The sequence below is a fragment of the Streptomyces sp. NPDC041796 genome (genome assembly GCF_055590785.1).
In genome coordinates this window covers 210,631-231,408 of the sequence record NZ_JBVJAH010000001.1, presented here as the reverse complement: position 1 = coordinate 231,408, position 20,778 = coordinate 210,631, and the positions used below count along the sequence as shown (strand labels likewise).

The window sequence follows — 20,778 nt, the reverse complement described above, 5'->3', positions numbered from 1 at the left end:
CTGCCGGGGTCGGCGAGTCGTGCGGTCAGCTCGCCCGGCGGGCGGACATGGCGCGTTCCAGCGCGGTGTACGTGGCCCCGTGGTCGGCGAGGACGTCCGCGACGACACCCGGGCGGGCCGCCAGGGCGAGGAGGAGGTGCTCGTCGCCGATGTGGCGGTCGCCGCGCCCGAGGGCGACCCGGAGGGACTGCTCCAGCGTGTCCTTGGCCGGGCGGGTGAAGGGCCGGTGGCCCGACCACCGGCGCTTCGCCTTCCGGCCGCCGGCCAGCGCACCCGTCCCGTGGACCGCCTCCACCCTGGAGACGATCTCCGTCACGTCGATCCCGATGTCCGCCAGCGCGTCCGCGTCCGCCCGCGTCAGGCCGCCGCGCCGCCGGGCCTCCGCCAGGGCGGACTCCACGGAGGCGCGCCGGTCCGTGACGCCGAGCGCGCCGAGCGCGGCCGCCGACCTGGTGCCCTCCAGGTCCAGCAGCGCCAGCAGCAGGTGTTCCTCGGTGACGGAGTCGGCGTCCGCCCGTTCCGCGTGGGAGACGGCTCCCTTGACGGCGCCGCGGGCAGCCTCGGTGAATCGCTCGAACATCAATGCCTCCCGTACTTCTTGTGCACGGCCTGCCGGCTGACGCCCAGCTCGGCTGCGATCTCCTGCCAGGACCAGCCCTGGGCCCGGGCGCTTCGGACTTGTACGGCTTCCAGCTGCTCCAGCAGCCGCCGCAACGCGGCGACGGCGCGCAACCCCACCCGGGGATCACGGTCGCCCGCACGCGCGGCCAGATCGGTCGCTTCGGTCATGGTGTCAACTTACGTTGACGAGAGGGCCACGTCAACCTCGGTTGACAACCACCGTGACCGTCGCGCCCGGCACCGCCCGTACCGCCACCCGCCCGGCCGGGCTCGGGACCAGCCACGCGCGCCCCTCCACCGCCACGCGCCAGCCGCTCGGACTCGGGGGCAGGGAGAGCTCCGTGGTCCCGCCGCGTCCGGCGACGTAGGTCAGGCGGGACGGACCCTGCTCGACCACCCGGCCCGCCACCGCCTCCGCGTACGGCGCGGCCGTCTGCTCCTTGTTGGTGCGCCAGGAACCCGAGCCGTCCACCGCGCAGTACCCGCCCCCGTAGCACCACACATAGCCCGCCCAGCCCGAGCTGTAGCGGTTCAGGGACGTCAGGGCCTCGCGGTAGAAGCGGCCCATGTTGGGCAGGGAGTTGTTCAGCGGGCCCCACTCCCCCACCACGATCGGCACCCGGTACTCCTTCGGGTACGCCGTCACCGCCGCCTCGTACGACTCGATCCAGCCCGCCGAGGGGTCGTAGTCCGCGCCCGCCTCCATCGCGGTGTTGTAGAAGTGCGGGGCGTAGACGACCTTGTGGTCCTTGATCCGGCCAAGACCCGTCGGGACGCCCTCCCCGACGATCGGGGTCGGCTCGACGAAGACCCAGTTGTCGTCGTCGACCGAACGGACCGCGTTCGCGAGGCGGTTGTACATGGGCGTGAGGTGGTCGCGCTCGATCCGGCGGGCGGCCGTCGGCAGGTCCTCCCCCGGGCGCAGCTCGCCCATCGGCTCGTTGATGAGGTCGTAGCCGATCACCGCCGGGTGGTTCTCGAAGCGATCGGCGAGGACCCGCCACATCCGGGCCTGGGCGGCCGCCAGGTCCTCGTCCTCGTACAGGTGCGTGAAGGCCCTCTGCACGGCCGGCTCGAAGTACTCGGCGAACCAGTCGTCCGGGTGCGGGGTGAAGGGCAGGCCGTCGGTGCGGGTGGCCCACTCGGGGATGCCCCGGTGGCCGAAGGCGGGGCCGAAGACGTCCTGGTGGGCGTCGATCAGGACGTGGATGTCGTACCGGTGCGCCCAGTCCAGGATCCGTTCGATCTTGCGGAGGTACGGCTCGCTGTACCGGCCGCGCACCGGCTCCAGGTCGTCCCAGAAGACCAGCAGCCGGGCGAAGTTGAAGCCCTGGGCCCGCATGTCGCGGAAGTGCTTCTCGGTGATGGCGGACAGCGCCGCGTCACCTCGGTGCGTCTTGTCCTCGACGTTCCAGCCGCGCAGCGTCAGGACACGGCCGCGGTCGTCGGTCAGGCGGGGTATGTCCGGCTCGGCGGCGGTCGCCGGGGTGGCGGGGGCGAGGGTCAGCAGGGCGGAGAGTGCGAGTGCGAGGGTGCGCATGACGGGACCTCCGGCACGGTCGACAGTGCCGGAGATCCCATCAGCAAAACTGACGGGTCATCAAGACGTCGTCAGGACGATCTTCCCGAAGAGGTCACCGGACGCCATCTTCTCGAAGCCCTCCCGCGCCCGGTCCAGCGGCAGCACTTCGTCGATCACCGGCCGCACCCCGGTCGCCGCGCAGAACGCCAGCAGGTCCTCCAGCTCGTCCTTGGAACCCATCGTCGAGCCGACGACCTTCAGCTCCAGGAAGAAGATGCGGGTCAGCTCGGCGTGCGGAGGCCGGTCGCCGCTCGTCGCACCCGAGATCACCAGTGTGCCGCCCGGCCGCAGCGACTTGACCGAGTGCGACCAGGTGGCCGCGCCGACGGTCTCGATCACCGCGTCCACCCGCTGCGGCAGCCGGGCACCCGGCTCGTACGCCTCCAGCGCCCCCAGCTCGACGGCCCGCTTCCGCTTGGCCTCGTCGCGGCTGGTGGCGAAGACCCGCAGCCCGGCCGCCTTGCCGAGGACGATGGCGGCCGTGGCGACACCGCCGCCCGCGCCCTGCACGAGGACCGAGTCGCCGGGGCGCACACCCGCGTTGGTGAAGAGCATGCGGTACGCGGTGAGCCACGCGGTCGGCAGGCAGGCGGCCTCCGCGAAGGACAGCTCCTTGGGCTTGGGCAGCACGTTCCAGGCGGGGACGGCGACCTTCTCGGCGAACGTGCCCTGGTAGCGCTCGGTCAGGATGGAGCGGGGCTCGTTCGGCCCCACGCCGTGGCCCGACTGGCCGATGACGGAGTGGACGACCACCTCGTTGCCGTCCTCGTCGAGGCCGGCGGCGTCACAGCCGAGGATCATCGGCAGCTTGTCCTCGCCGAGCCCGACCCCGCGCAGCGACCACAGGTCGTGGTGGTTGAGGGAGGCGGCCTTGACGGTGACGGTGGTCCAGCCGGGACGTACCTCGGGGGCAGGGCGTTCGCCCAGCTCAAGGCCGTTCAGGGGCTGGTCGCGGTCGATTCGGGCGGCGTAGGCAGCGAACATGACCTTGACCATAGGACGACACCGGTGCGCGGCGGTACCGCGCACCGGTGTGACGTACGTCAGACCCGCGCCGGTCGCGGAGTCAGTCCCGGCGCCACTGCGCAGGGCTGTTCTTCGTCGCCGGGTCCTCGTACGAGCCCGTCCTGCCCCGGTCCACGTGGAAGGTGGTGAGCGTGGAGACGGGCGAGAGGGGGTCGCGCCGGTCGGCGATGACCCGCATGTGCGCGCTGAATCGTTCCGGCGTGACCTCGTACACGTCGTAGCCGTACCGGTTGCCCTCGAAGTACTTCAGGTGCGGGTTGGCCTTGCCCATGAGGGGGCCGTTGGTCGCGTTCCAGTCGGCGGAGTACGCGCCCGAGGTCACCGAGTGGGCCGTGAACTCCGTACCGACGAGCGGTGACGACGTGTCGTCGAAGTCGGTACGGATGTCGTCGACGAACGCCGAGTGCCAGTCGCCGGTGATGACGACGAGATCCTCGAGGCCACTGGTGTGCACGTGGTTCAGGACCTCCTTGCGCTCGGCCAGGAAGCCGTCCCACTGGTCGGTGAACATGTACGACCCGCCCGGCCGGCCCCGCAGCTGGCTCAGCATGATCGAATTGGCCCACACGTGCCAGGAGTCGGGCGCCCGGTCGATCGTCCCCTTGAGCCAGGACTTCTGGTCGGCGCCCAGGATCGTGCCGTTCGCCAGGTTCTGCGCGGAGCGGTAGGAGCGCAGGTCCAGGACGGTCAGCTCCAGCAGGTCGCCCCAGCGGCGCACCCGGTGGATCTCCGGGTCGGGCAGCGCGGCCGTGGCGGAGTCGTCGCGGTGCGGCATGTTCTCGTACCAGGCCTGGTACGCCGCCGCCCGCCGCTGGAGGAACGGCGCCCCGCCGCCCGTACCGCTGTAGTCGTTGACCACCTCGTGGTCGTCCCAGGTCAGGAACCAGGGGTGCGCGGCGTGCGCCTCACGCAGGGACGCGTCGCCCTTGTAGAGGGCGTGGCGGCGCCGGTAGTCGGCGAGCGTGAGCACGGCGGGCCCCTCGTGGTCCCGCACGTGGTCGCCGCCGACGGGCCCGTGCTCGTAGATGTAGTCGCCCAGGTGCACGACGAAGTCGACGTTCTCGCGGGCGATGCCCCGATGGGCGGCGTAGTAGCCGTCGTGGAACGCCTGGCAGTTGGCGGCGGCGAAGCGCACCCGCGGGACGCTGCCGACCGGCGCGGTCCTCGTCCTGCCGACCCGGCTGGTCTTCCCCAGCGCCTTGAACGCGTACCAGTAGTGCCGCCCCGCGCCCAGCCCGCCCACGGGCACGTGGACGCTGTGGCCGAGCGTCGCCGAGGCGGGCGCCGTGCCGCGGGCCACGACCCGGCTCAGCGCCTGGTCCTCCGCCACCACCCACTCGACCTCGACGACCTCGGGCAGCCGCTGCTCGGCGGCGAGCGGCTCGGGCGCGAGGCGCGTCCACAGCACCACGCTCGACGGCTGCGGGTCCCCGGAGGCGACCCCGAGGGTGAAGGGAGCCGGGTCGTACTCCGCGCCGAGCGCTTCGGCGGCCTCACGTGCCCGGGCGGGCGAGAGGCCGGCGCTGAGCGGCCACACGACGTTCAGGGCACCGGCCGCGCCGGCGGCCTTAAGCAGGTTGCGCCGGTCGAGCGTCATGCCGCCACCCCCGTGAGCGTGAGCGTGATCCCGTCCGCGTAGCCGTCGTTCGACGTGCCGCCGCCGGTGCGGGTGAGGACGAGGAGTACCCGCGCGGTGCGGGCACCGGGCGGGACGAGTGACCCGGCCGTGCGCTCCAGCAGCCCCGTACGGCCCTTGCGCTCCCCCGCCGTCACCGGTCCGAGCACGCTCAGCGCGACCGGGGTGCCCCTGCCGTCCCGGAACTCCACCGACAGCCGGGCGCCGTCCTCCTGTGAGGCGTAGCCGCCGAGCCAGGCCGTCAGCGTGTACCGGACCTGCCCCGCGTCGACGGCCGTGTGGCCGGTGGTGCCGGTGGCGGGCAGGACGACGTCCTGGACGAGGGCGGTGCGGGGCGAGTTCCCGCCGGAGAAGAACCGGCTTCCGCGCCGGTCGGGGCCCGGGTCGGAGGCGGTGGGGTACCCCCCGCCGAGGGTGTACGCGATGAGGGCGGGCGCGCCCTGCGCGACCCGCCAGCCGGTGACGGTCCCGACGGGCTCGGCGGTACCTCCGGGACCGCTTTCCGCGTCTCCGTTGACGACCAGGTTCACACGCGCCTCCTGTCTGCTGCTGTCGCCCCCGTGCGGGGTGGCGCGCGCATCACAGCAGCCGTGGGTGAACCTCCGGAAGAGCACGGGCGAACACGGGGCGGGCGGTCCAAGGACCCATGCGGAAAGTCCAAGAGCGGGGGACGCCGAAGGGCCCCGCTCCGCTCCCCGAGGGGGACGGAACGGGGCCCTTTCGTGACAGGGCACCCACCGGGTGTCAGCGGCGGGCGACGCCCTCCGCACGGGCGGCGGCGGCCACGGCGGCCGTGACGGCCGGGGCGACCCGCTCGTCGAACGGCGACGGGATCACGTAGTCGGCGGCGAGCTGGTCGCCGACCACGTCCGCCAGCGCGTTGGCGGCGGCGATCTTCATGCCCTCGGTGATCCGGGAGGCCCGCACCTGGAGCGCGCCCGCGAAGATGCCGGGGAAGGCGAGCACGTTGTTGATCTGGTTCGGGTAGTCGGACCGGCCGGTGGCCACGACGGACGCGTACTTGTGCGCGACGTCGGGGTGGACCTCCGGGTTCGGGTTGGCCATCGCGAAGACGAAGGCGTTCGGCGCCATCGACGCGACCGCCGGCTCCGGCACCGTACCGCCGGAGACGCCGATGAAGACGTCCGCGCCGGCCAGCGCGCTCTCCAGGGAGCCGGAGAGCCCGGCGCGGTTGGTGAGCTCCGCCAGCTCGCGCTTGACGGACGTGAGGTCCTCGCGGTCCCGGCTGACGATGCCCTTGCGGTCCGCGACCGCCACGTCGCCGAGGCCGGCCTCCAGCAGGAACTTGGCGATGGCCACACCGGCCGCGCCGGCGCCGGAGATCACCGCGCGCAGGTCGCCGAGACCGCGCCCGGTGAGCTTGGCGGCGTTCCGCAGGGCGGCCAGGGTGACCACGGCGGTGCCGTGCTGGTCGTCGTGGAAGACGGGGATGTCGAGCCGCTCCTGGAGCTTGCGCTCGATCTCGAAGCACCGGGGCGCCGAGATGTCCTCCAGGTTCACGCCGCCGAAGGACGGCGCGAGGCGGACGACGGTCTCCACGATCTCGTCCGTGTCGGTCGTGGCGAGCGCGATGGGCACCGCGTCCACGCCGCCGAACTGCTTGAAGAGGATCGCCTTCCCCTCCATGACCGGGAGGGAGGCCTCCGGGCCGATGTCACCGAGTCCCAGCACGGCCGTACCGTCCGTCACGACGGCGACGACCTGGGACTTCCAGGTGTAGTCGTGCACGAGCTCCGGCTGCTCGGCGATGGCGCTGCACACCTTGGCGACGCCGGGCGTGTACGCGAGGGACAGGTCGTCCTTGTCGCGGATCGGAACCGTCGCCTGGACGGCCATCTTGCCGCCGCGATGCAGCGCGAACGCCGGATCGAAGGGCTCGTCGGCACTCTCGGTGCTGTTGTCACTGTCGCTGCGAGGATTGACGATCTCCGCTGCCATTTGTTGACCCCTTAAGTCATTTCGTTCGAGGGTGGCCACTCCTGGTTGAGGAGGGGTGGGCGGGCACCGCGTCCGTGCCTGCGCGAGGCGGTTGGCCCGCCCTTGCAGGGGGAGGTACGAACGCGTCGGGCGCGCCGCACACGCGCCCTGAGCCCCGGATGAGGGGTGTAAGGATCCTTCTTACCGGACGGACCGCTCTGTCGACGAGTCGGTATCTCATATGAGCCTCGACCCCGGCCACAGCCCGAATCCGGTGACATGACTCATAGCCGGATTTCTGGACAAGTCCGTACGCAGCCTGGTTTGCGGCCGCTATCGCGTCCGAATGACGAGATCAACCGGAGATTTTCCGGCCGGAAGAAGGCAACCCCGTAAGAGGTCCGGCCTTGATGTACCGGCCTGTTGGGGTTCGGGGGTGTCCCGTTACCCGATTTTGACATGCGCGGCCCCCTGTTTGGGCTAGTCCGAATGGCAAGATGCCGTAATCACACGCGGTCGAGGCACCCGATGGTGCGTGCGAGACCGCTTTGGCAACTCCCTCACCCGCCGGAGGAACCCGACCATGACCGCAAGCACCACCCGCTGTACGACCGCCGCGAAGCCCCGGACGTCCCGGATAGCCGCGGTCGCCGCGATCGCGGTCGCCGGCTCGATGCTGATGACCGCCTGCGGTGACCAGACCGAGGCCGGCAAGGCGAAGGAATCGGGCGCCGCTTCCCAGGGCAGCTCGGCCCCGCTCTTCGCCAAGCTTCCCGAGAAGTACAAGAAGTCCGGCGTCATCAAGGTCGGCACGGATGCCGCGTACGCCCCCATGGAGTCCATGGAGGGCAACAAGATCGTCGGCATCGACCCGGAGATCGGTGAGGCGCTCGGCAAGAAGCTGGGCGTGACGTTCACGTTCGAGAACGGCAAGTTCGACGGCCTGGTCGGCTCCCTGTACTCCGGCCGCGTCGACATCGTGATGTCCGGCATGACGGACAACAAGGACCGCCAGCAGGGCCTGGACGAGGGCAAGAAGACCGGCAAGGGCGTCGACTTCGTCGACTACTTCCAGTCCGGCACGGCCATCCTGGTCAAGAAGGGCAACCCCAAGGGGATCAAGACCCTCGACGACCTGTGCGGCAAGAAGGTCGCGGTCCAGCTCGGCACGACGTACGCGGACGCCGCCAAGGCGCAGTCCGCCAAGTGCGAGAAGGACGGCAAGCCCAAGATCGCCATCGAGACGCCGGACACCGACGCCGAGGCGCAGGTCCGCGTGAAGGCGGGCGGCGCGGACGCCGACCTGAACGACTACCCGGTCGCCGTGCACGTCGCGAAGACCGCGGACGGCGGCAAGGCCTTCGAGGTCGCCGGCGAGCCGGTCGACGCGGGCCCGTTCGGCATCGCCGTCGACAAGGGCAACACCCAGCTGCGTGACGCGATCAAGGAAGCGCTGGACGCGATCATCGCGGACGGCACGTACAAGAAGATCCTCGACAAGTGGGGCGCTTCGCAGAGCGCGATCGAGAAGGCCGTCATCAACGGCGGCAAGTGATCCACCCCCGCTCTGTGAAAGGCAGTCATCGTGACTGAACAGCTCAACCCGGGATCCTCCGGCACACCGTCGGAGGACTCCGGGAGCGGCGCGGCGAAGCCCGCCGCCGCGAAGAAGGCCTCGACCCCGAGGAAGACGGCCGCCAAGAAGGCGGCCACCCCCCGTAAGACGACGGCCGCCAAGAAGACCACGACGGCCCGCAAGGCGACGCCGGCCAAGAAGGCCCCCGCCAAGCGCGCCACCGCGGCCACCAAGGCGGCCGAGGCCACGGAGGCCACCGCGACGGCAGCCACCGCCGCCGAGGCCGTGGAGACCGCCCAGGGCACTCAGGCCGCCGTGGCCGAGGCCCCTGCCGCCACGGGCGGTGCCGCCGCCGAGGCCACCGCCGCCAAGGCGACCGACGCCGCCGAGGCCACCGCCACGGCAGCCACCGCGGCCGAGGCCGTGGAGACCGTCCGGGAGACCCCCGCCGCCGCGGCGGAGCCCGAGGACGCCAAGCCCGCGAAGGCCGCCCAGGCGGAGCCCGAGGACGCCAAGCCCGCGAAGGGTGCTTCGGCCGCCGCGGACGCGACGGACGCCGAGCCCGCGAAGGACGCGAAGGACACGAAGGCCGCGACGCTCACCAAGGAGCCCGCCGCCGGAGACGCCGGGGACGCCGGCGGGTCCGGCGGTACGCCGCGGATCGCCAAGGAGGACGGCGACGCCGCCGAGCCGATCCGGGCGATACCCGTCCGCCACTACGGGCGCTACGTCAGCGGCGCGCTCGTGCTGGCCTTCCTGGTCTGGCTGGTGTCCGCCTTCGCCGGCGGCAACGTCAACTGGAACACGGTCGGCGACTACATCACCGACGGCAACATCCTGGCCGGCATGGGCCGGACGCTGATGATCAGCGTTGTCTCGATGATCATCGGTCTCGTGCTCGGCGTCGTCCTCGCCGTGATGCGGATGTCGAAGAACCCGGTCACCGGTGGTGTCTCCTGGCTCTTCATCTGGATCTTCCGGGGCACCCCGGTCTACGTCCAGCTGCTGCTCTGGTACAGCCTCGCGCTGATCTTCCCCATCTTCGAGATCCCGTTCATCTACAAGGACGAGATGACGGACGTCATGACCCCGCTGGTCGTGGCGCTGCTCGGCCTGGGCCTCAACGAGGGCGCCTACATGGCGGAGATCGTCCGCGCCGGCATCCAGTCGGTCGACGAGGGCCAGACGGAGGCCGCGCACGCGCTCGGCATGACCCAGGCGCAGACCATGCGCCGGGTGGTGCTGCCGCAGGCCATGCGGGTGATCATCCCGCCGACCGGCAACGAGTTCATCAACCTGCTGAAGACCTCGTCGCTGGTGGCCGTGGTCTCGTACCCGGACCTGCTGCGCAGCGCGCAGATCATCTCCGGCCGTACGTACGCGGTGATGGAGATGCTGTTCGTCGCCTCCTTCTGGTACCTGGCCCTGACGAGCGTCTTCAGCGTCGGCCAGTACTACCTGGAGCGGCGTTACGCCCGCGGCTCGCTCCGCGACCTCCCCAAGACCCCGTGGCAGAAGGTCAAGGCCAATCTGTCGACCCTGCGACGCCCGGAGGTGGCGCGATGACCGCCATGGTGAAGGCCGAGGGCGTGCACAAGTCCTACGGCGCGGCCCACATCCTCAAGGGGATCGACCTGGAGGTGGCCCCGGGTGAGGTGTTCTGCCTCATCGGCCCGTCCGGGTCCGGCAAGTCGACCTTCCTGCGGTGCATCAACCACCTGGAGAAGGTCAACGCCGGCCGGCTGTACGTCGACGGCGAACTCGTCGGCTACCGCCAGAAGGGCGACAAGCTGTACGAGCTGAAGGACAGCGAGGTCGCGCTCAAGCGCCGCGACATCGGCATGGTCTTCCAGCGCTTCAACCTGTTCCCGCACATGACGGCCGTCGAGAACGTCATGGAGGCGCCGGTCCAGGTCAAGGGCGAGTCCAAGGCCGTCGCCCGCGAGCGGGCGCTGAAGCTGCTGGACCGGGTGGGGCTGGGCGACAAGTCCGGCAACTTCCCCTCCCAGCTCTCCGGCGGCCAGCAGCAGCGGGTGGCGATCGCCCGGGCGCTGGCGATGGAGCCGAAGCTGATGCTGTTCGACGAGCCGACGTCGGCGCTCGACCCGGAGCTGGTGGGTGACGTGCTGGACGTGATGCGGGACCTGGCCGAGTCGGGCATGACGATGGTCGTGGTCACGCACGAGATGGGCTTCGCCCGTGAGGTCGGCGACTCGCTGGTGTTCATGGACGGCGGTGTGGTGGTCGAGTCCGGCCACCCGCGTGACGTCCTGACCAACCCGCAGCACGACCGGACGAAGGCGTTCCTGTCGAAGGTGCTGTAGCGGACGGACGAAGGGGCGGTACGGGTCACCCCGTACCGCCCCTTCCCATCGCCCGACTACTTCAGCGCCAGCACCAGCGCGTCCGACGGCGAGGACCACACCGCCCTCGCCTCGGCGAACCCCGCCTCCCGGAGGGTGCGCGCGTGCCAGTCCAGGGAGGGTGTGTCGCCCTCGGCGTGCTCGCCGTAGATCGCGAAACGCTCGGCGGTCGGCGCGGCCAGCACCGGGTCCTTGGCGGCCAGTTCCCACCAGGCGGCCCAGTCGAGGGCGCCGGAGGCCTTGGCACGGTCCATGGCGGCGTGCCGGTGGGCGCGCTCGGCGGCGTTGATACGGGGCGTGGACGGATCGCGCATATGGTCGGCGTTCATGAAGACGCCGCCCTCGCGGACGAGCCCGCCGAGCTGCCCGTACAGCGTGGCCAGCGGCTCCAGGCGGAGCCAGTGCAGGGCGGTGGCGGTGAGGACGGCGTCGTACGACTCGTACGGCAGCGCCCGCACCCACTGGGGGTCGGTGAGGTCGGCCCGGACGAAGGTCACCCTGGCGTCACCGTCGAAATACCCCTCGGCGATGGCCAGGAGCGCCGGGTCGAGGTCGACGCCGGTGCTGACGGCGTCGGGGAACCGGTCGAGCAGCCGCTTCGTGATACTTCCCGTACCGCACGCGAGGTCGAGGATCCTCGGCGCCGGACCGGTCAGCGCCTCGACCATGTCGAGCATGACCCGGAACCGCTCCTCGCGGTCCGGCATGTACCACTCCTGCTGCCGGTCCCAGCTGTCCTGCCAGGTCCGCCAGTCGGTTCCCGCAGTCGTCTCCGTCACCACGACCTCCGTAATACCCTCGTATCAGAACCGTCTGTTACAAGAACGCGCTCTGACACTAGACCGTCGCCGTAAGGACTACAAGTGGAACTGGCCTATTACTCGGATTACGCCGTTCGTCTGGTGAACACCGAGGAGCCGGCGCGCAACAAGGACTCCCTGACCTCCGTGGAAGCCGTCCGCGACCTCTTCGGCGAGGCCTCGCAGATGGCGCGTCGCGCGACCGACGCGGACGTCACCCGGTTCCGTTCGGTACGGGCACGGCTGCGGGCGGTCTTCACCGCGGCCGACGCCGGCGACCAGACGCACGCCGTGGACCTGCTCAATTCGCTGTTGCTGGAGTTCCCGGTCAGCCCGCAGATCTCCGGCCACGACTTCCTCGACGACGAGGGCCGGCCGCGCTGGCACATGCACCTCGCGGACCACCCCTCCAACGCGACCGCCGGGTACGCGGCGATCGCCGCCATGGGCCTGGCCTTCCACCTGACCGAGTTCGGCGCCGACCGGCTCGGCCTGTGCCAGGCGGCCCCGTGCCGCAACGCCTACCTGGACACCTCCACCAACCGGTCCCGCCGCTACTGCTCGGACCGCTGCGCCACACGCGCGAACGTCGCCGCCTACCGGGCCCGCAAGCGCCTGGAGACGGAACGGTCGGCGAGCACCGGCCGGACCGCCGACACCAGCCAGGAGAGCACCACCCCGACCGACCGCTGACGACCGGGCCGTATCCCCCGGTACCGCGCCCGCACCCGCCCCAGCACCAGCTCCGGGGGCACGGGGCCGAAGGCGCGGCTGTCCACGGCCTCGGCGGCCCGGTTGTCCCCGAGCACCCACCAGCCGCCGTCCCGCCGCTCGACCAGCCGCTTCACGATCAGCAGGTCCTGCTGCAGCGGATGCCGCAGCACGGCCACGTCCCCGGCCCGCAGCGGCGCACCGTAGTGCACCAGCAGTTGGTCACCGTGGTGCAGGGTGGGCACCATCGACGGGCCCGTCACCTCCGCGATCCCGAACGGCGGCTTCGACCCGCGCTCGGGCCCGCGCCCCTGCTCCGTCATCCGGCACACCTCCTGGACCTTCCTGGACCTTCCTCCACGAGTCCCATGGTCACCCTGGACTTTTGTCGTAAGCCCAAGGGGGCACCCGCGAAAACCCGTCTCCTACGGAGTAATGTCCCACCTGAGAAGACGATCACGAGGAAGGACAGCTCAATGCTCTCCCGCCTGTTTGCCCCGAAGGTGAAGGTCAGCGCCCACTGCGACCTCCCCTGCGGTGTTTACGACCCCGCCCAGGCCCGCATCGAGGCCGAGTCCGTCAAGGCCACCCAGGAGAAGATGCAGGCCAACGACGACCCGCACTTCCAGGCCCGCGCCACGGTCATCAAGGAGCAGCGCGCGGAGCTCGCCAAGCACCACGTCTCGGTGCTGTGGAGCGACTACTTCAAGCCGCCGCACTTCGAGAAGTACCCGGAGCTGCACCAGCTCGTCAACGACGCCCTGAAGGCCCTCTCGGCCGCCAAGGCGTCCACCGACCCGGCGACGGGCCAGAAGGCGCTGGACTACATCGCGCAGATCGACAAGATCTTCTGGGAGACCAAGAAGGCCTGAGCCGCCCGCCCCGCGAGCAGCGAAGCGAACAGAACGACGGCCCGGCCCGGCGGCACACGCCATGGCCGGGCCGCCGTGCGTCCGGCCCCGCGGGCGGGGCTATTCGCCGGTCGTGCCGTCCAGGCATTCGCGGAGCAGGTCGGCGTGGCCGTTGTGGCGGGCGTACTCCTCGATCATGTGCGTGAGGATGTGGCGCAGCGAGTACGGGGTGTCGCCGTGCCGGGCGGTGGCGTCGAGGGACTCGGCGGCGTCCACGAGGGCACGGGAGCGGGCACACTCGTCCCGCCAGATCCGCAGGGCCTCGGCCGGGTCGGCGGTGTCGACGTCGAACGCGCCGGAGCCGCCGTCCTCCCGGTCGGGCCAGTGGGGGCCGCGGTCCTCGCCGCCCCATGTGTTGCCGAACCAGCCGCGCTCGACCTCGGCCAGGTGCCGGACGAGGCCGAGGAGGGAGAGGGACGAAGGCGGAACGGCGCGGGTGCGGAGCTGTTCGACGCTGAGACCGGCGCACTTCATGGCCAGGGTGTCGCGCTGGTACTGGAGGAAGCCGGTCAGGGTGGTGCGCTCGTCGGCCAGCGGGGCGGGTTCGGTTCGTGTGGCGGCGTTCATCTCGCCATCCTCCCGTGCCCACCGGGCCGTTGGGGCGAGCCGGCCCCCGATAGATTGCGTGCATGTCGACACCCAATCCGTACCAGCAGAGCCCCTACCAGCACATCCCGCACCAGCAGCCCAATCCGTACGCCCAACCACAGCCGCCCCACGGCCCGGCCCAGCCGCCGGTTCCGCCAGGGCCGCCGGTGGCCGGTCCGGGAGGGCGCAGGACGGTGCCGGGGTGGCTGTGGGCGCTCGGGGGCGTGGTGGTGGCGTCGGCGGTGTGGGCGGGGGCACTGTTCGCAACCGGCACGCTCGGCGGGGGAAGCGCGGACTTCGCGGGCCACCGGTACCGGGAGAACATGTGCGACAGCACGCCCCTGGACGCCTTCCGCAAGCATTACACGCTGGAGGAGGAGACCGACTCGGACAATCGTTTCGCCTCCCAGCGGGAGGGCATCGACCAGAGCTACTGCAGCCGCAGTCTCAAGGACTCGAAGGCCGGGGAGGATTCCCTGGCGAGCGTCTACGTCTCCGCCCGGGCCGAGTGGCACAAGGCGACCGACCCGGCGGGCGAGTTCGCGTCGCTCCAGCTTTCCCACGAGGACAGGTCGGACAAGACGTACACGTACGAGACCGAGGCCGTGAAGGGACTCGGCGACGAGGCGTACCTGGTGACCGAGCGGCGCGGAACGGACAAGGACGGACTGGGCGGTATGACGCTGGCCGTGCGGGACGGCTGGTTCACCTTCGAGATGCGCTGGAGCTGGTTCGGCGGCGGCCCCGACGACAAGAGCACACCGCCGACCGCGAAGGAGGTCCGGGCGATGCTGGAGGCGGACACCCGGGCGACGCTGGCCGCTCTCAGGAAGTAGCCGCCGGCGGGGCGTCGTGGGCCCACGTCAGGAGGGTGTGGGTGCGGCCGTTGCTGCGCACCGTCTCGGGCGGTTCCCCGGTGAGCCGGTAACCGGCCGCGTGGGCGACGGCCGCGCTGGCGGCGTTGTCCGGCTCGATCTGCAGGATCACCCGCGCCAGGCCCAGCACTTCGTGGGCGTGGCCGGTCAGCAGGCGGGTGGCGCGGGACGCGAGTCCCTGACCGCGGTGGGCGGCACCGACGGCGTACCCGAGGGCTCCGTGGGTGAGGCTCAGCAGGACCTCCCCGAGCGGTGCGCCGCCGTCCTTGGTGATCGCCAGGTGGAGCCGGGTGCCGTCGGCGCGGGTGCGGCGGATCATGGTGAGGTACGCGGCCGCCGCGGCCTCGTCGAAGGGCGAGGCGAGGGGCGTGCGGTACGCGACGGAGGGTTCGTCGAACAGCTCGGACATGGCGGGGACGTCCTCGTCCGTCCACTCGCGCAGCACGAGGCCGCCGTCGGTGAGGGTGAGCGAGCCCATCGGGTTTCCTTCCGTGGTGGGGCCGTCAGGCTGCCTGCGCCAGGGGACTTCCGTGGCGCAGCAGCCACTGCCGGTACGCCGAGGTGCGCAGCGCCGCCTCGCGGTACGCGGCGGCGAGTTCCTCGTACGCCGGTGCCGCGTACCCAGCGCCCGCGCACCCGGGGGTACCGGTCTCCGCCGCGGGGCGGCTGTAGAGCAGCAGCCGCACCGCCAGCGGGTCGCCACGTAACGGCCGTATCGCCATGTCGTCGCGCGGCCCCGACGTCGGCTGGCACGGTGCCACGACCTCACCGGCCACGATGAGCGACGCGGCCGTGTGGTAGTCGCCGTGGAGGACCGGCGGGTCGATCCCGGCCGCCTCGAGCACACGGCGCAGCCCGTCCCACTCACCGTCCACGGTCGGGTCGACCATCCAGCGGTCGCCGGCCAGGTCGCTGAGGTCCACGACGGGCGCGGCGGCGGCCGGGTGGTCCCGCGCCATGGAGATGAACTGGGGTTCCCGCTCGACCAGTACGCGCCGCTCCAGGCCGTCCGGTACGCGCAGGGGGCAGCCCTCCACCTCGTGGACGAACGCCACGTCGAGCCGTCCTGCCGCCACCGCCCGGAGCAGTGCGCCCGCGGAGACGTCCATGTGAAGGGTGATGTCCGTGCCGGGCAGCCGGTCCCGCAGTCGGCGCAGCCAGCCCGCCAGCACCCGGCTCGCGGTGGAGCCGACGCGCAGCCGGGCGCCGTCGGCGCGGGCGGCGGCGGCCCTGGTCTCGGTGACGAGCACGGTCATCTGCGCCACGAGGGGGCGGGCGCGGCTGAGCACGGCGTGGCCCAGTGGGGTGGGCCGGCACCCGGTCCGCTCACGGGCGAACAACTCGCCGCCCAGGGCCTGTTCGATGCGTCGTAGCTGGGTCGTCAGGGACGGCTGGCTGACGCCGAGCAGGCGTGCCGCCTTGTGCAGACTGCCCGTGTCCGCGATGGCGCACAGCGCCCGCAGGTGCCTCACCTCCAGCTCCATGCCCCGAGGGTAGGGCGGTTGACGCCCGTACGACCAGACGCGGAAGGGGAGTTGAGGGGCGGGTGATGCACCGGTGCTATCGCCCGTTGGCATCATCCACACGGGACGCCGGCTCCTCGACACTCTCCCCAACCGAACGGCCCACCCAGCCGTTCAGGATCACGAGGAGCCCCCCATGAGACACCCCAAGGCCGCGCTGGCCGCTGCCCTGAGCCTCGCCGCCGCCCTGGCAGCCGTACCGGCCGCGACCGCCACCGCCGCCGCGCCCGCGACGACTTCGCACGCCCAGTACGCCCAGTACGCCCAGTACACCCCGCACGCCTCGTACACCCCGCGCGCCTCGTACGCCGGTTCCGCGGAGGACGCCGCGGCCAACCGGGCCTTCTTCGAGGCCGTGATGGAGTCGGTCGCCGAGAAGCGGGCCGCCAACCCGGGCACGCAGGCCGTCACCGTCGTCTACTCGGCGGCGGGTGCCCCGAGCTTCCGCACCCAGATAGCCCGCTCCACCCAGATCTGGAACAGCTCCGTCAGCAACGTGAAGCTGCAGGAGGGCAGCAGCCCGGACTTCCGGTACTACGAGGGCAACGATTCCCGCGGCTCGTACGCCAGCACCGACGGCCACGGCCGGGGCTACATCTTCCTCGACTACCGGCAGAACCAGATCTACAACTCCACCCGCGTCACCGCCCACGAGACCGGCCACGTCCTCGGTCTGCCCGACCACTACTCCGGCCCGTGCAGCGAGCTCATGTCCGGCGGCGGCCCCGGCCCGTCCTGCCAGAACGCCCAGCCGAACACGCAGGAACGCTCCCGCGTCGACTATCTGTGGCGCAACGGCCTGGCAGCCGCCCTGGCCGACGCCTCCTGACCCACCCCCTCCCGGCGGGCCCCGGAGCCGCGGGCCCGCCGGGGCGGGCAGATCGACCCAGTCCTGGGGCGGGGGCGACCGACCGGCCCCGTGGCCGGACAGCCGGACAGCCGGACAGCCGGCCGGTCGGTCAGCAGGTCGGCGACCGCAGCGGGGCGTGTCAGGCGGCGGCTTCGGCGCCTTCGGGGAACGGGCGGCCGAAGCGGCTGCCGGGCGGAAGCTGGCGGCGGATGCGATCGAGGGCCTGGCCGAAGTCGCCGCCGGCCAAACCCGACTCGTACGCCGCTCCCCCGCAGTGCAGGGTCAGCTGAAGATCCACTCGCTCGGGTGAGCCGTCGGACAGGGCTTCACCCAGCGCCAACAGGCAACTGAGGGTGGCCTGTTGGGCGGTGCCGTCGGTGAGGACCGGCAGCGGCAGGTCCCATTCCAGCACGCAGCCGGCCAAGGGCAGGCCGCCGGTCTCCTCCGCGGCGCGCAGGGCGTCAAAACTGGCGCCCGCGTACTCCACGCCCCTGATGCGGGTGGCGATGCGCCGCCCGTCCGCCGCGATCACGATCGCTTCCGCCCCGCGGCGGTCCCGGTACCAGCCGGTCCAGATTTCCGTCGACTCCGATGACATGGCGCGGACTGTAGCGGTAGGACCGTCTCCGACGTGCGGCCGGTCACCCCCGGAGCCGGACTTCAGCCGGTCTTGGCGCTCTTGCCCGGCTCGTCCTCCGGCTCGGCCACGTACCTCACGCAGTCGGGGTTGTGACAGGGCCGTGGCCGCCACACGGGGACCCACGCGCCGAGAACCTTGCGTCGCTTGATGACCGTACCGACAGGCTGTCCACAGGCCGGACACACGGGCTCCCGCTCGGCCTGCGGGCGGCGGACGGTTCGGCGTCCTTCGCTGCCCATGCAGTAAGGATAGGGCGGTTTACGCGAACCGGACAGGCAACGGTCACCGCTTCCGGCTGTACCAGCGCACCACGACCCCGTTCTCGAAGGCCTTCACCCCGTCGAGGGCGAAGTCGGCGATGCGGAAGCCGGTGCCGAACATCGGCATACCGGCCCCGTACACCTGGGGGTACGTCTTGATCACGAGCTCGTCGACCTCGTCGAAGAGCGCGCCCGCGATCTGCGAACCGCCGCACAGCCAGATGCCCAGGTCGCCGTCCTCCGCCTTGAGCTCGCGGACGCGGCCGACGATGTCGTCGGTGACGATCTCCACATTGGGGTGCGGGGACTTCTCCAGGCTGCGCGAGGCGACGATCTCACGCAGGTGCCCGTAGGGGCTGGGGATGTCGGCGTCGAGACCGAGCTGGTAGCTGCCACGGCCCTGGATCACGGTGTCGAAGTGCTTGTTCTCCGCGTCGGCGAGCCCGAGCGCCGCACGGCCCTGGGCGGGCAGCGCGTCGGGGTACTCGCCCACGAGCCAGGCCAGGTATTCGTCCCCGGCGAACTGGATCATCGAGGTGGCGTCGCCGTCCGGGTCGCCGATGAAGCCGTCGATCGAGCAGGCGACGAGGTAGGTGAGCTTGCGCATACGGATGCCCCCGTGAGTGGTCGAGTGTGGCTGCGGAGCCGCAACCACGACAGCTATAGTGCTCCAGGTGTAGTGGTTGCGCAAGAACTTTTTGGAGGAGGCCGTCGCATGGCGAAGAACCCGGAACGCAGAACGGCGCTGCTGGACGCCGCCATCGACGTACTGGCACGGGAGGGAGCGCGCGGACTGACCTTCCGGGCCGTGGACGCTCAGGCGGGGGTCCCCGCCGGTACGTCGTCCAACTACTTCGCCAACCGCGACGACCTGCTCACCCAGGCCGGCTCACGCATCCACGCGCGGATGGTCCCCGCGCCCGAGAAGGTGGACGCGGCGATGCGGCCCGAGCCGAGCCGCGAGCTGGTCACCGAGCTGATGAAGTGGCTGGTCCGGCGAATCGCGGCCGAACGCACCGGTTACCTGGCCATGCTGGAACTGCGGCTGGAGGCCACCCGGCGGCCCGCCCTGCAGGCCGAGCTGACCCGGGCGGTCCGCGCCGACCTCGACGAGAACACCCGCTTCCACCTGGACTCGGGGCTGCCGGGTGACGCCGAGACCGTGCTGGTGCTGTACCTGGCCATGACGGGTCTGCTGCTGGAGCACTTCACGCTGCCCGGGATGCTCGCCGAGGAGGACCTGGACCGCGTCGTGGAAACGGTGGTGAACACGATCGTGCCCGCCCGGTAGCCCCGAAGGACCACCGAGCGGGCACGTGTACGGCCGACAGCCCGGCCGGCGGTTGCACCGGGGCACGACTGCGCCGGGGTCGACCGCTCCGGGCGCGACTCCGCCCACCCCATGCGGCCTCACCGCCAGCGGCTGACCTCCACGTTCTCCAGTACGCCGAGCGCGTCGGGCACCAGGATCGCCGCCGAGTAGTAGGCCGTGACCAGGTACGAGATGATCGCCTGCTCGTCGATGCCCATGAACCGGACCGACAGGCTCGGCTCGATCTCGTCGGGAAGGCCGGTCTGGTGCAGACCGATGACCCCTTGCTCGTCCTCGCCCGTGCGCATACAGATGATCGACGTCGTGCGGGCCTCGGACACCGGGATCTTGCTGCACGGGAAGATCGGCACTCCGCGCCAGGCCGGGATCTGGTGGCCTCCGACCTCCACGGAGCCCGGGACCAGGCCCCGCTTGTTGCACTCGCGGCCGAAGGCGGCGATGGCGCGCGGGTGGGCGAGGAACATCTTGTTGCCGCGGCGGCGGGAGAGCAGCTCGTCCATGTCGTCCGGGCCCGGCACGCCGTCGTGCGGCTGGAGCCGCTGCCCGTAGTCGCAGTTGGAGAGCAGACCGAACTCCTTGTTGTTGATGAGCTCGTGCTCCTGGCGCTCCCGCAGCGCCTCGACCGTGAGCCGCAACTGCTGCTCGGTCTGGTTCATCGGCTGGTTGTAGAGGTCGGCGACCCGGCTGTGGACCTTCAGCACGGTCTGGGCGACGCTCAGTTCGTACTCGCGCGGGGAGGCCTCGTAGTCGACGTACGTGTGCGGGACGACCGCCTCGCCGACGTGACCGGCCGACAGGTCGATGGCCTTCTCGCCGTACGTGTTGGTCCGCTGGTGCGGCAGGGACGCCAGGGCGGCCAGGTGCCCGGCCAGCGACTCGGCACGCTCGGCCAGGTTCGTCACGTCGGCGCGGGTGAGCTCCAGCACGGTGCACGCGGTCGCGGCGCGGGCCGTCCAGTCCCAGGTCGCGTCCCGGTCGGCCAGGCACCCGTCACCGAAGTACGCGCCGTCGGCGAGGACGCCGAGGACCGCCTCGTCGCCGTACGGGCCGGTGCCGACCTGCTCGACCTTGCCATGTGCCAGCAGGAACACCCGGTCGGTCTGCGCGCCCGCCTCGACGATCACCTCACCGGCCGCGAACTCCCGCTGCGTGCACCGCTGTGCCAGCTCCGCGAGCGCCGCCTCGTCCTCGTACGAGCGCAGGGCCGGCAGCTCCCGCAGCTCGTTCGGGATCACGGCGACCCGCTCGCCGGTCTGTACGAACGTCACCCGCCCGTCGCCGACCGAGTAGCTGAGCCGCCGGTTCACACGGTAGGTACCGCCCTGCACCTGCACCCACGGAAGCATCCGCAGCAACCACCGGGAGGTGATCTCCTGCATCTGCGGAACCGACTTGGTGGTGGTCGCCAGGTTCCGCGCGGCGGCCGTACCGAGACTCTGCTGCGGTGACGCCTGTTCCGAGCGGGTTTCCTCGCCAACCGAACCAACCGACATGAACATCCCTCTCGATCATGGTCCGACCTTCAGAGGAAAAGCCTTTCAGCAC

The 20,778-nt window shown here is 71.3% G+C and carries 24 protein-coding genes; 8 read left to right on the top strand and 16 right to left on the bottom strand.

What is annotated here, in order from left to right:
• Window positions 1-25: 25 nt before the first annotated feature.
• The 7 genes from ACZ6C1_RS01080 to ACZ6C1_RS01050 all read right to left on the bottom strand — a co-directional run bounded on the left by ACZ6C1_RS01080 (window position 26) and on the right by ACZ6C1_RS01050 (window position 6,824).
• Window positions 26-580 (bottom strand): Clp protease N-terminal domain-containing protein, encoded by a 555-nt coding sequence (locus tag ACZ6C1_RS01080; RefSeq protein ID WP_469236499.1) that lies wholly within the window; start codon window positions 578-580, stop codon window positions 26-28.
• Entirely contained in the window at window positions 580-789 is a 210-nt protein-coding gene (locus tag ACZ6C1_RS01075) for a helix-turn-helix domain-containing protein (protein ID WP_056794174.1), read from the bottom strand. The genes ACZ6C1_RS01080 and ACZ6C1_RS01075 overlap by 1 nt, the downstream gene beginning before the upstream one ends.
• A 31-nt stretch (window positions 790-820) precedes the next feature.
• Window positions 821-2,161 (bottom strand): glycoside hydrolase family 5 protein, encoded by a 1,341-nt coding sequence (locus tag ACZ6C1_RS01070; RefSeq protein WP_469236498.1) that lies wholly within the window; start codon window positions 2,159-2,161, stop codon window positions 821-823.
• A gap of 60 nt (window positions 2,162-2,221) precedes the next feature.
• A complete protein-coding gene (locus tag ACZ6C1_RS01065) occupies window positions 2,222-3,187 on the bottom strand; it encodes a zinc-binding dehydrogenase (protein ID WP_469236497.1) in 966 nt (321 codons plus the stop codon).
• A gap of 82 nt (window positions 3,188-3,269) precedes the next feature.
• Window positions 3,270-4,826, bottom strand: coding sequence for an alkaline phosphatase D family protein (locus ACZ6C1_RS01060; protein ID WP_469236496.1), 1,557 nt, complete (start codon window positions 4,824-4,826; stop codon window positions 3,270-3,272).
• Window positions 4,823-5,395 (bottom strand): phosphoesterase, encoded by a 573-nt coding sequence (locus ACZ6C1_RS01055; protein WP_469236495.1) that lies wholly within the window; start codon window positions 5,393-5,395, stop codon window positions 4,823-4,825. The genes ACZ6C1_RS01060 and ACZ6C1_RS01055 overlap by 4 nt, the downstream gene beginning before the upstream one ends.
• A 214-nt stretch (window positions 5,396-5,609) precedes the next feature.
• A complete protein-coding gene (locus tag ACZ6C1_RS01050) occupies window positions 5,610-6,824 on the bottom strand; it encodes an NAD(P)-dependent malic enzyme (RefSeq protein WP_469236494.1) in 1,215 nt (404 codons plus the stop codon).
• A gap of 562 nt (window positions 6,825-7,386) precedes the next feature.
• Between ACZ6C1_RS01050 and ACZ6C1_RS01045 the strand changes: the two genes are divergently transcribed.
• The 3 genes from ACZ6C1_RS01045 (at window position 7,387) to ACZ6C1_RS01035 (ending at window position 10,703) form a co-directional block, all read left to right on the top strand.
• Window positions 7,387-8,358: an ABC transporter substrate-binding protein gene (locus ACZ6C1_RS01045; protein WP_469236493.1), complete on the top strand. Its 972-nt coding sequence runs from the start codon at window positions 7,387-7,389 to the stop codon at window positions 8,356-8,358.
• 681 nt (window positions 8,359-9,039) lie between these two features.
• Complete coding sequence (locus tag ACZ6C1_RS01040) at window positions 9,040-9,945, top strand: amino acid ABC transporter permease (RefSeq protein WP_469237145.1); 906 nt, start codon at window positions 9,040-9,042, stop codon at window positions 9,943-9,945.
• A complete protein-coding gene (locus ACZ6C1_RS01035) occupies window positions 9,942-10,703 on the top strand; it encodes an amino acid ABC transporter ATP-binding protein (protein WP_064068541.1) in 762 nt (253 codons plus the stop codon). The genes ACZ6C1_RS01040 and ACZ6C1_RS01035 overlap by 4 nt, the downstream gene beginning before the upstream one ends.
• Window positions 10,704-10,759: 56 nt before the next feature.
• Here the strand turns inward: ACZ6C1_RS01035 and ACZ6C1_RS01030 are convergent, their stop codons facing one another.
• The gene (locus ACZ6C1_RS01030) at window positions 10,760-11,521 is read right to left on the bottom strand and encodes a class I SAM-dependent methyltransferase (RefSeq protein ID WP_469236492.1); all 762 of its coding nucleotides are present in this window, start codon (window positions 11,519-11,521) and stop codon (window positions 10,760-10,762) included.
• Window positions 11,522-11,605: 84 nt separating this feature from the next.
• Here ACZ6C1_RS01030 and ACZ6C1_RS01025 point away from each other — a divergent pair, with 84 nt between their 5' ends.
• Window positions 11,606-12,235, top strand: coding sequence for a CGNR zinc finger domain-containing protein (locus ACZ6C1_RS01025; RefSeq protein WP_469236491.1), 630 nt, complete (start codon window positions 11,606-11,608; stop codon window positions 12,233-12,235).
• Here ACZ6C1_RS01025 and sodX read toward each other — a convergent pair.
• Window positions 12,139-12,576: a nickel-type superoxide dismutase maturation protease gene (gene sodX, locus ACZ6C1_RS01020; protein WP_469236490.1), complete on the bottom strand. Its 438-nt coding sequence runs from the start codon at window positions 12,574-12,576 to the stop codon at window positions 12,139-12,141. The genes ACZ6C1_RS01025 and sodX overlap by 97 nt on opposite strands.
• A 153-nt stretch (window positions 12,577-12,729) precedes the next feature.
• On the opposite strand from sodX, the gene sodN reads away from it, so the two are divergent.
• Window positions 12,730-13,125, top strand: a complete 396-nt coding sequence (sodN, locus tag ACZ6C1_RS01015) for a superoxide dismutase, Ni (protein ID WP_064068537.1) — start codon at window positions 12,730-12,732, stop codon at window positions 13,123-13,125.
• A gap of 99 nt (window positions 13,126-13,224) precedes the next feature.
• On the opposite strand, the gene ACZ6C1_RS01010 is transcribed toward sodN, so the two are convergent.
• Window positions 13,225-13,731, bottom strand: a complete 507-nt coding sequence (locus tag ACZ6C1_RS01010; protein ID WP_469236489.1) for a DinB family protein — start codon at window positions 13,729-13,731, stop codon at window positions 13,225-13,227.
• Window positions 13,732-13,793: 62 nt separating this feature from the next.
• Between ACZ6C1_RS01010 and ACZ6C1_RS01005 the strand changes: the two genes are divergently transcribed.
• On the top strand, window positions 13,794-14,588 hold the full coding sequence (locus ACZ6C1_RS01005; protein WP_469236488.1) for a hypothetical protein: 795 nt from the start codon (window positions 13,794-13,796) through the stop codon (window positions 14,586-14,588).
• Here ACZ6C1_RS01005 and ACZ6C1_RS01000 read toward each other — a convergent pair.
• Together ACZ6C1_RS01000 and ACZ6C1_RS00995 are read right to left on the bottom strand one after the other, a co-directional pair.
• Window positions 14,578-15,105 (bottom strand): GNAT family N-acetyltransferase, encoded by a 528-nt coding sequence (locus tag ACZ6C1_RS01000; RefSeq protein ID WP_469236487.1) that lies wholly within the window; start codon window positions 15,103-15,105, stop codon window positions 14,578-14,580. The two genes, ACZ6C1_RS01005 and ACZ6C1_RS01000, sit on opposite strands and share 11 nt — an antisense overlap.
• A gap of 25 nt (window positions 15,106-15,130) precedes the next feature.
• The gene (locus ACZ6C1_RS00995) at window positions 15,131-16,111 is read right to left on the bottom strand and encodes a LysR family transcriptional regulator (RefSeq protein ID WP_469236486.1); all 981 of its coding nucleotides are present in this window, start codon (window positions 16,109-16,111) and stop codon (window positions 15,131-15,133) included.
• A 175-nt stretch (window positions 16,112-16,286) separates the two neighbouring features.
• On the opposite strand from ACZ6C1_RS00995, the gene snpA reads away from it, so the two are divergent.
• Entirely contained in the window at window positions 16,287-16,979 is a 693-nt protein-coding gene (gene snpA, locus ACZ6C1_RS00990; RefSeq protein WP_469236485.1) for a snapalysin, read from the top strand.
• A gap of 160 nt (window positions 16,980-17,139) precedes the next feature.
• Here snpA and ACZ6C1_RS00985 read toward each other — a convergent pair whose 3' ends face one another.
• From ACZ6C1_RS00985 to ACZ6C1_RS00975, 3 genes are all read right to left on the bottom strand, one after another.
• Window positions 17,140-17,598 (bottom strand): DUF6304 family protein, encoded by a 459-nt coding sequence (locus ACZ6C1_RS00985; RefSeq protein ID WP_469236484.1) that lies wholly within the window; start codon window positions 17,596-17,598, stop codon window positions 17,140-17,142.
• 62 nt (window positions 17,599-17,660) lie between these two features.
• Window positions 17,661-17,879, bottom strand: coding sequence for a hypothetical protein (locus tag ACZ6C1_RS00980; RefSeq protein WP_469236483.1), 219 nt, complete (start codon window positions 17,877-17,879; stop codon window positions 17,661-17,663).
• A gap of 43 nt (window positions 17,880-17,922) precedes the next feature.
• Window positions 17,923-18,507 carry a dihydrofolate reductase family protein gene (locus tag ACZ6C1_RS00975; protein ID WP_469236482.1) on the bottom strand — a complete coding sequence of 195 codons (585 nt, stop codon included), beginning with the start codon at window positions 18,505-18,507 and terminating at the stop codon, window positions 17,923-17,925.
• 108 nt (window positions 18,508-18,615) lie between these two features.
• Between ACZ6C1_RS00975 and ACZ6C1_RS00970 the strand changes: the two genes are divergently transcribed.
• The gene (locus ACZ6C1_RS00970) at window positions 18,616-19,191 is read left to right on the top strand and encodes a TetR/AcrR family transcriptional regulator (protein ID WP_469236481.1); all 576 of its coding nucleotides are present in this window, start codon (window positions 18,616-18,618) and stop codon (window positions 19,189-19,191) included.
• A gap of 119 nt (window positions 19,192-19,310) precedes the next feature.
• On the opposite strand, the gene ACZ6C1_RS00965 is transcribed toward ACZ6C1_RS00970, so the two are convergent.
• The gene (locus ACZ6C1_RS00965) at window positions 19,311-20,726 is read right to left on the bottom strand and encodes a family 2B encapsulin nanocompartment shell protein (RefSeq protein ID WP_469236480.1); all 1,416 of its coding nucleotides are present in this window, start codon (window positions 20,724-20,726) and stop codon (window positions 19,311-19,313) included.
• Window positions 20,727-20,778 lie beyond the last annotated feature (52 nt).

Coding starts and splice junctions, on each gene's coding strand:
- ACZ6C1_RS00965 (WP_469236480.1), bottom strand. CDS start 20,726: ATGTCGGTTGGTTCGGTTGGCGAGGAAACCCGCTCGGAACAGGCGTCA.
- ACZ6C1_RS01045 (WP_469236493.1), top strand. CDS start 7,387: ATGACCGCAAGCACCACCCGCTGTACGACCGCCGCGAAGCCCCGGACG.
- snpA (WP_469236485.1), top strand. CDS start 16,287: ATGAGACACCCCAAGGCCGCGCTGGCCGCTGCCCTGAGCCTCGCCGCC.
- ACZ6C1_RS01060 (WP_469236496.1), bottom strand. CDS start 4,826: ATGACGCTCGACCGGCGCAACCTGCTTAAGGCCGCCGGCGCGGCCGGT.
- ACZ6C1_RS00985 (WP_469236484.1), bottom strand. CDS start 17,598: ATGTCATCGGAGTCGACGGAAATCTGGACCGGCTGGTACCGGGACCGC.
- ACZ6C1_RS01070 (WP_469236498.1), bottom strand. CDS start 2,161: ATGCGCACCCTCGCACTCGCACTCTCCGCCCTGCTGACCCTCGCCCCC.
- sodN (WP_064068537.1), top strand. CDS start 12,730: ATGCTCTCCCGCCTGTTTGCCCCGAAGGTGAAGGTCAGCGCCCACTGC.
- ACZ6C1_RS01065 (WP_469236497.1), bottom strand. CDS start 3,187: ATGTTCGCTGCCTACGCCGCCCGAATCGACCGCGACCAGCCCCTGAAC.
- ACZ6C1_RS01075 (WP_056794174.1), bottom strand. CDS start 789: ATGACCGAAGCGACCGATCTGGCCGCGCGTGCGGGCGACCGTGATCCC.
- ACZ6C1_RS00975 (WP_469236482.1), bottom strand. CDS start 18,507: ATGCGCAAGCTCACCTACCTCGTCGCCTGCTCGATCGACGGCTTCATC.
- ACZ6C1_RS01035 (WP_064068541.1), top strand. CDS start 9,942: ATGACCGCCATGGTGAAGGCCGAGGGCGTGCACAAGTCCTACGGCGCG.
- ACZ6C1_RS00980 (WP_469236483.1), bottom strand. CDS start 17,879: ATGGGCAGCGAAGGACGCCGAACCGTCCGCCGCCCGCAGGCCGAGCGG.
- ACZ6C1_RS01005 (WP_469236488.1), top strand. CDS start 13,794: ATGTCGACACCCAATCCGTACCAGCAGAGCCCCTACCAGCACATCCCG.
- ACZ6C1_RS01050 (WP_469236494.1), bottom strand. CDS start 6,824: ATGGCAGCGGAGATCGTCAATCCTCGCAGCGACAGTGACAACAGCACC.
- ACZ6C1_RS00970 (WP_469236481.1), top strand. CDS start 18,616: ATGGCGAAGAACCCGGAACGCAGAACGGCGCTGCTGGACGCCGCCATC.
- ACZ6C1_RS01080 (WP_469236499.1), bottom strand. CDS start 580: ATGTTCGAGCGATTCACCGAGGCTGCCCGCGGCGCCGTCAAGGGAGCC.
- ACZ6C1_RS00995 (WP_469236486.1), bottom strand. CDS start 16,111: ATGGAGCTGGAGGTGAGGCACCTGCGGGCGCTGTGCGCCATCGCGGAC.
- ACZ6C1_RS01010 (WP_469236489.1), bottom strand. CDS start 13,731: ATGAACGCCGCCACACGAACCGAACCCGCCCCGCTGGCCGACGAGCGC.
- ACZ6C1_RS01000 (WP_469236487.1), bottom strand. CDS start 15,105: ATGGGCTCGCTCACCCTCACCGACGGCGGCCTCGTGCTGCGCGAGTGG.
- sodX (WP_469236490.1), bottom strand. CDS start 12,576: ATGACGGAGCAGGGGCGCGGGCCCGAGCGCGGGTCGAAGCCGCCGTTC.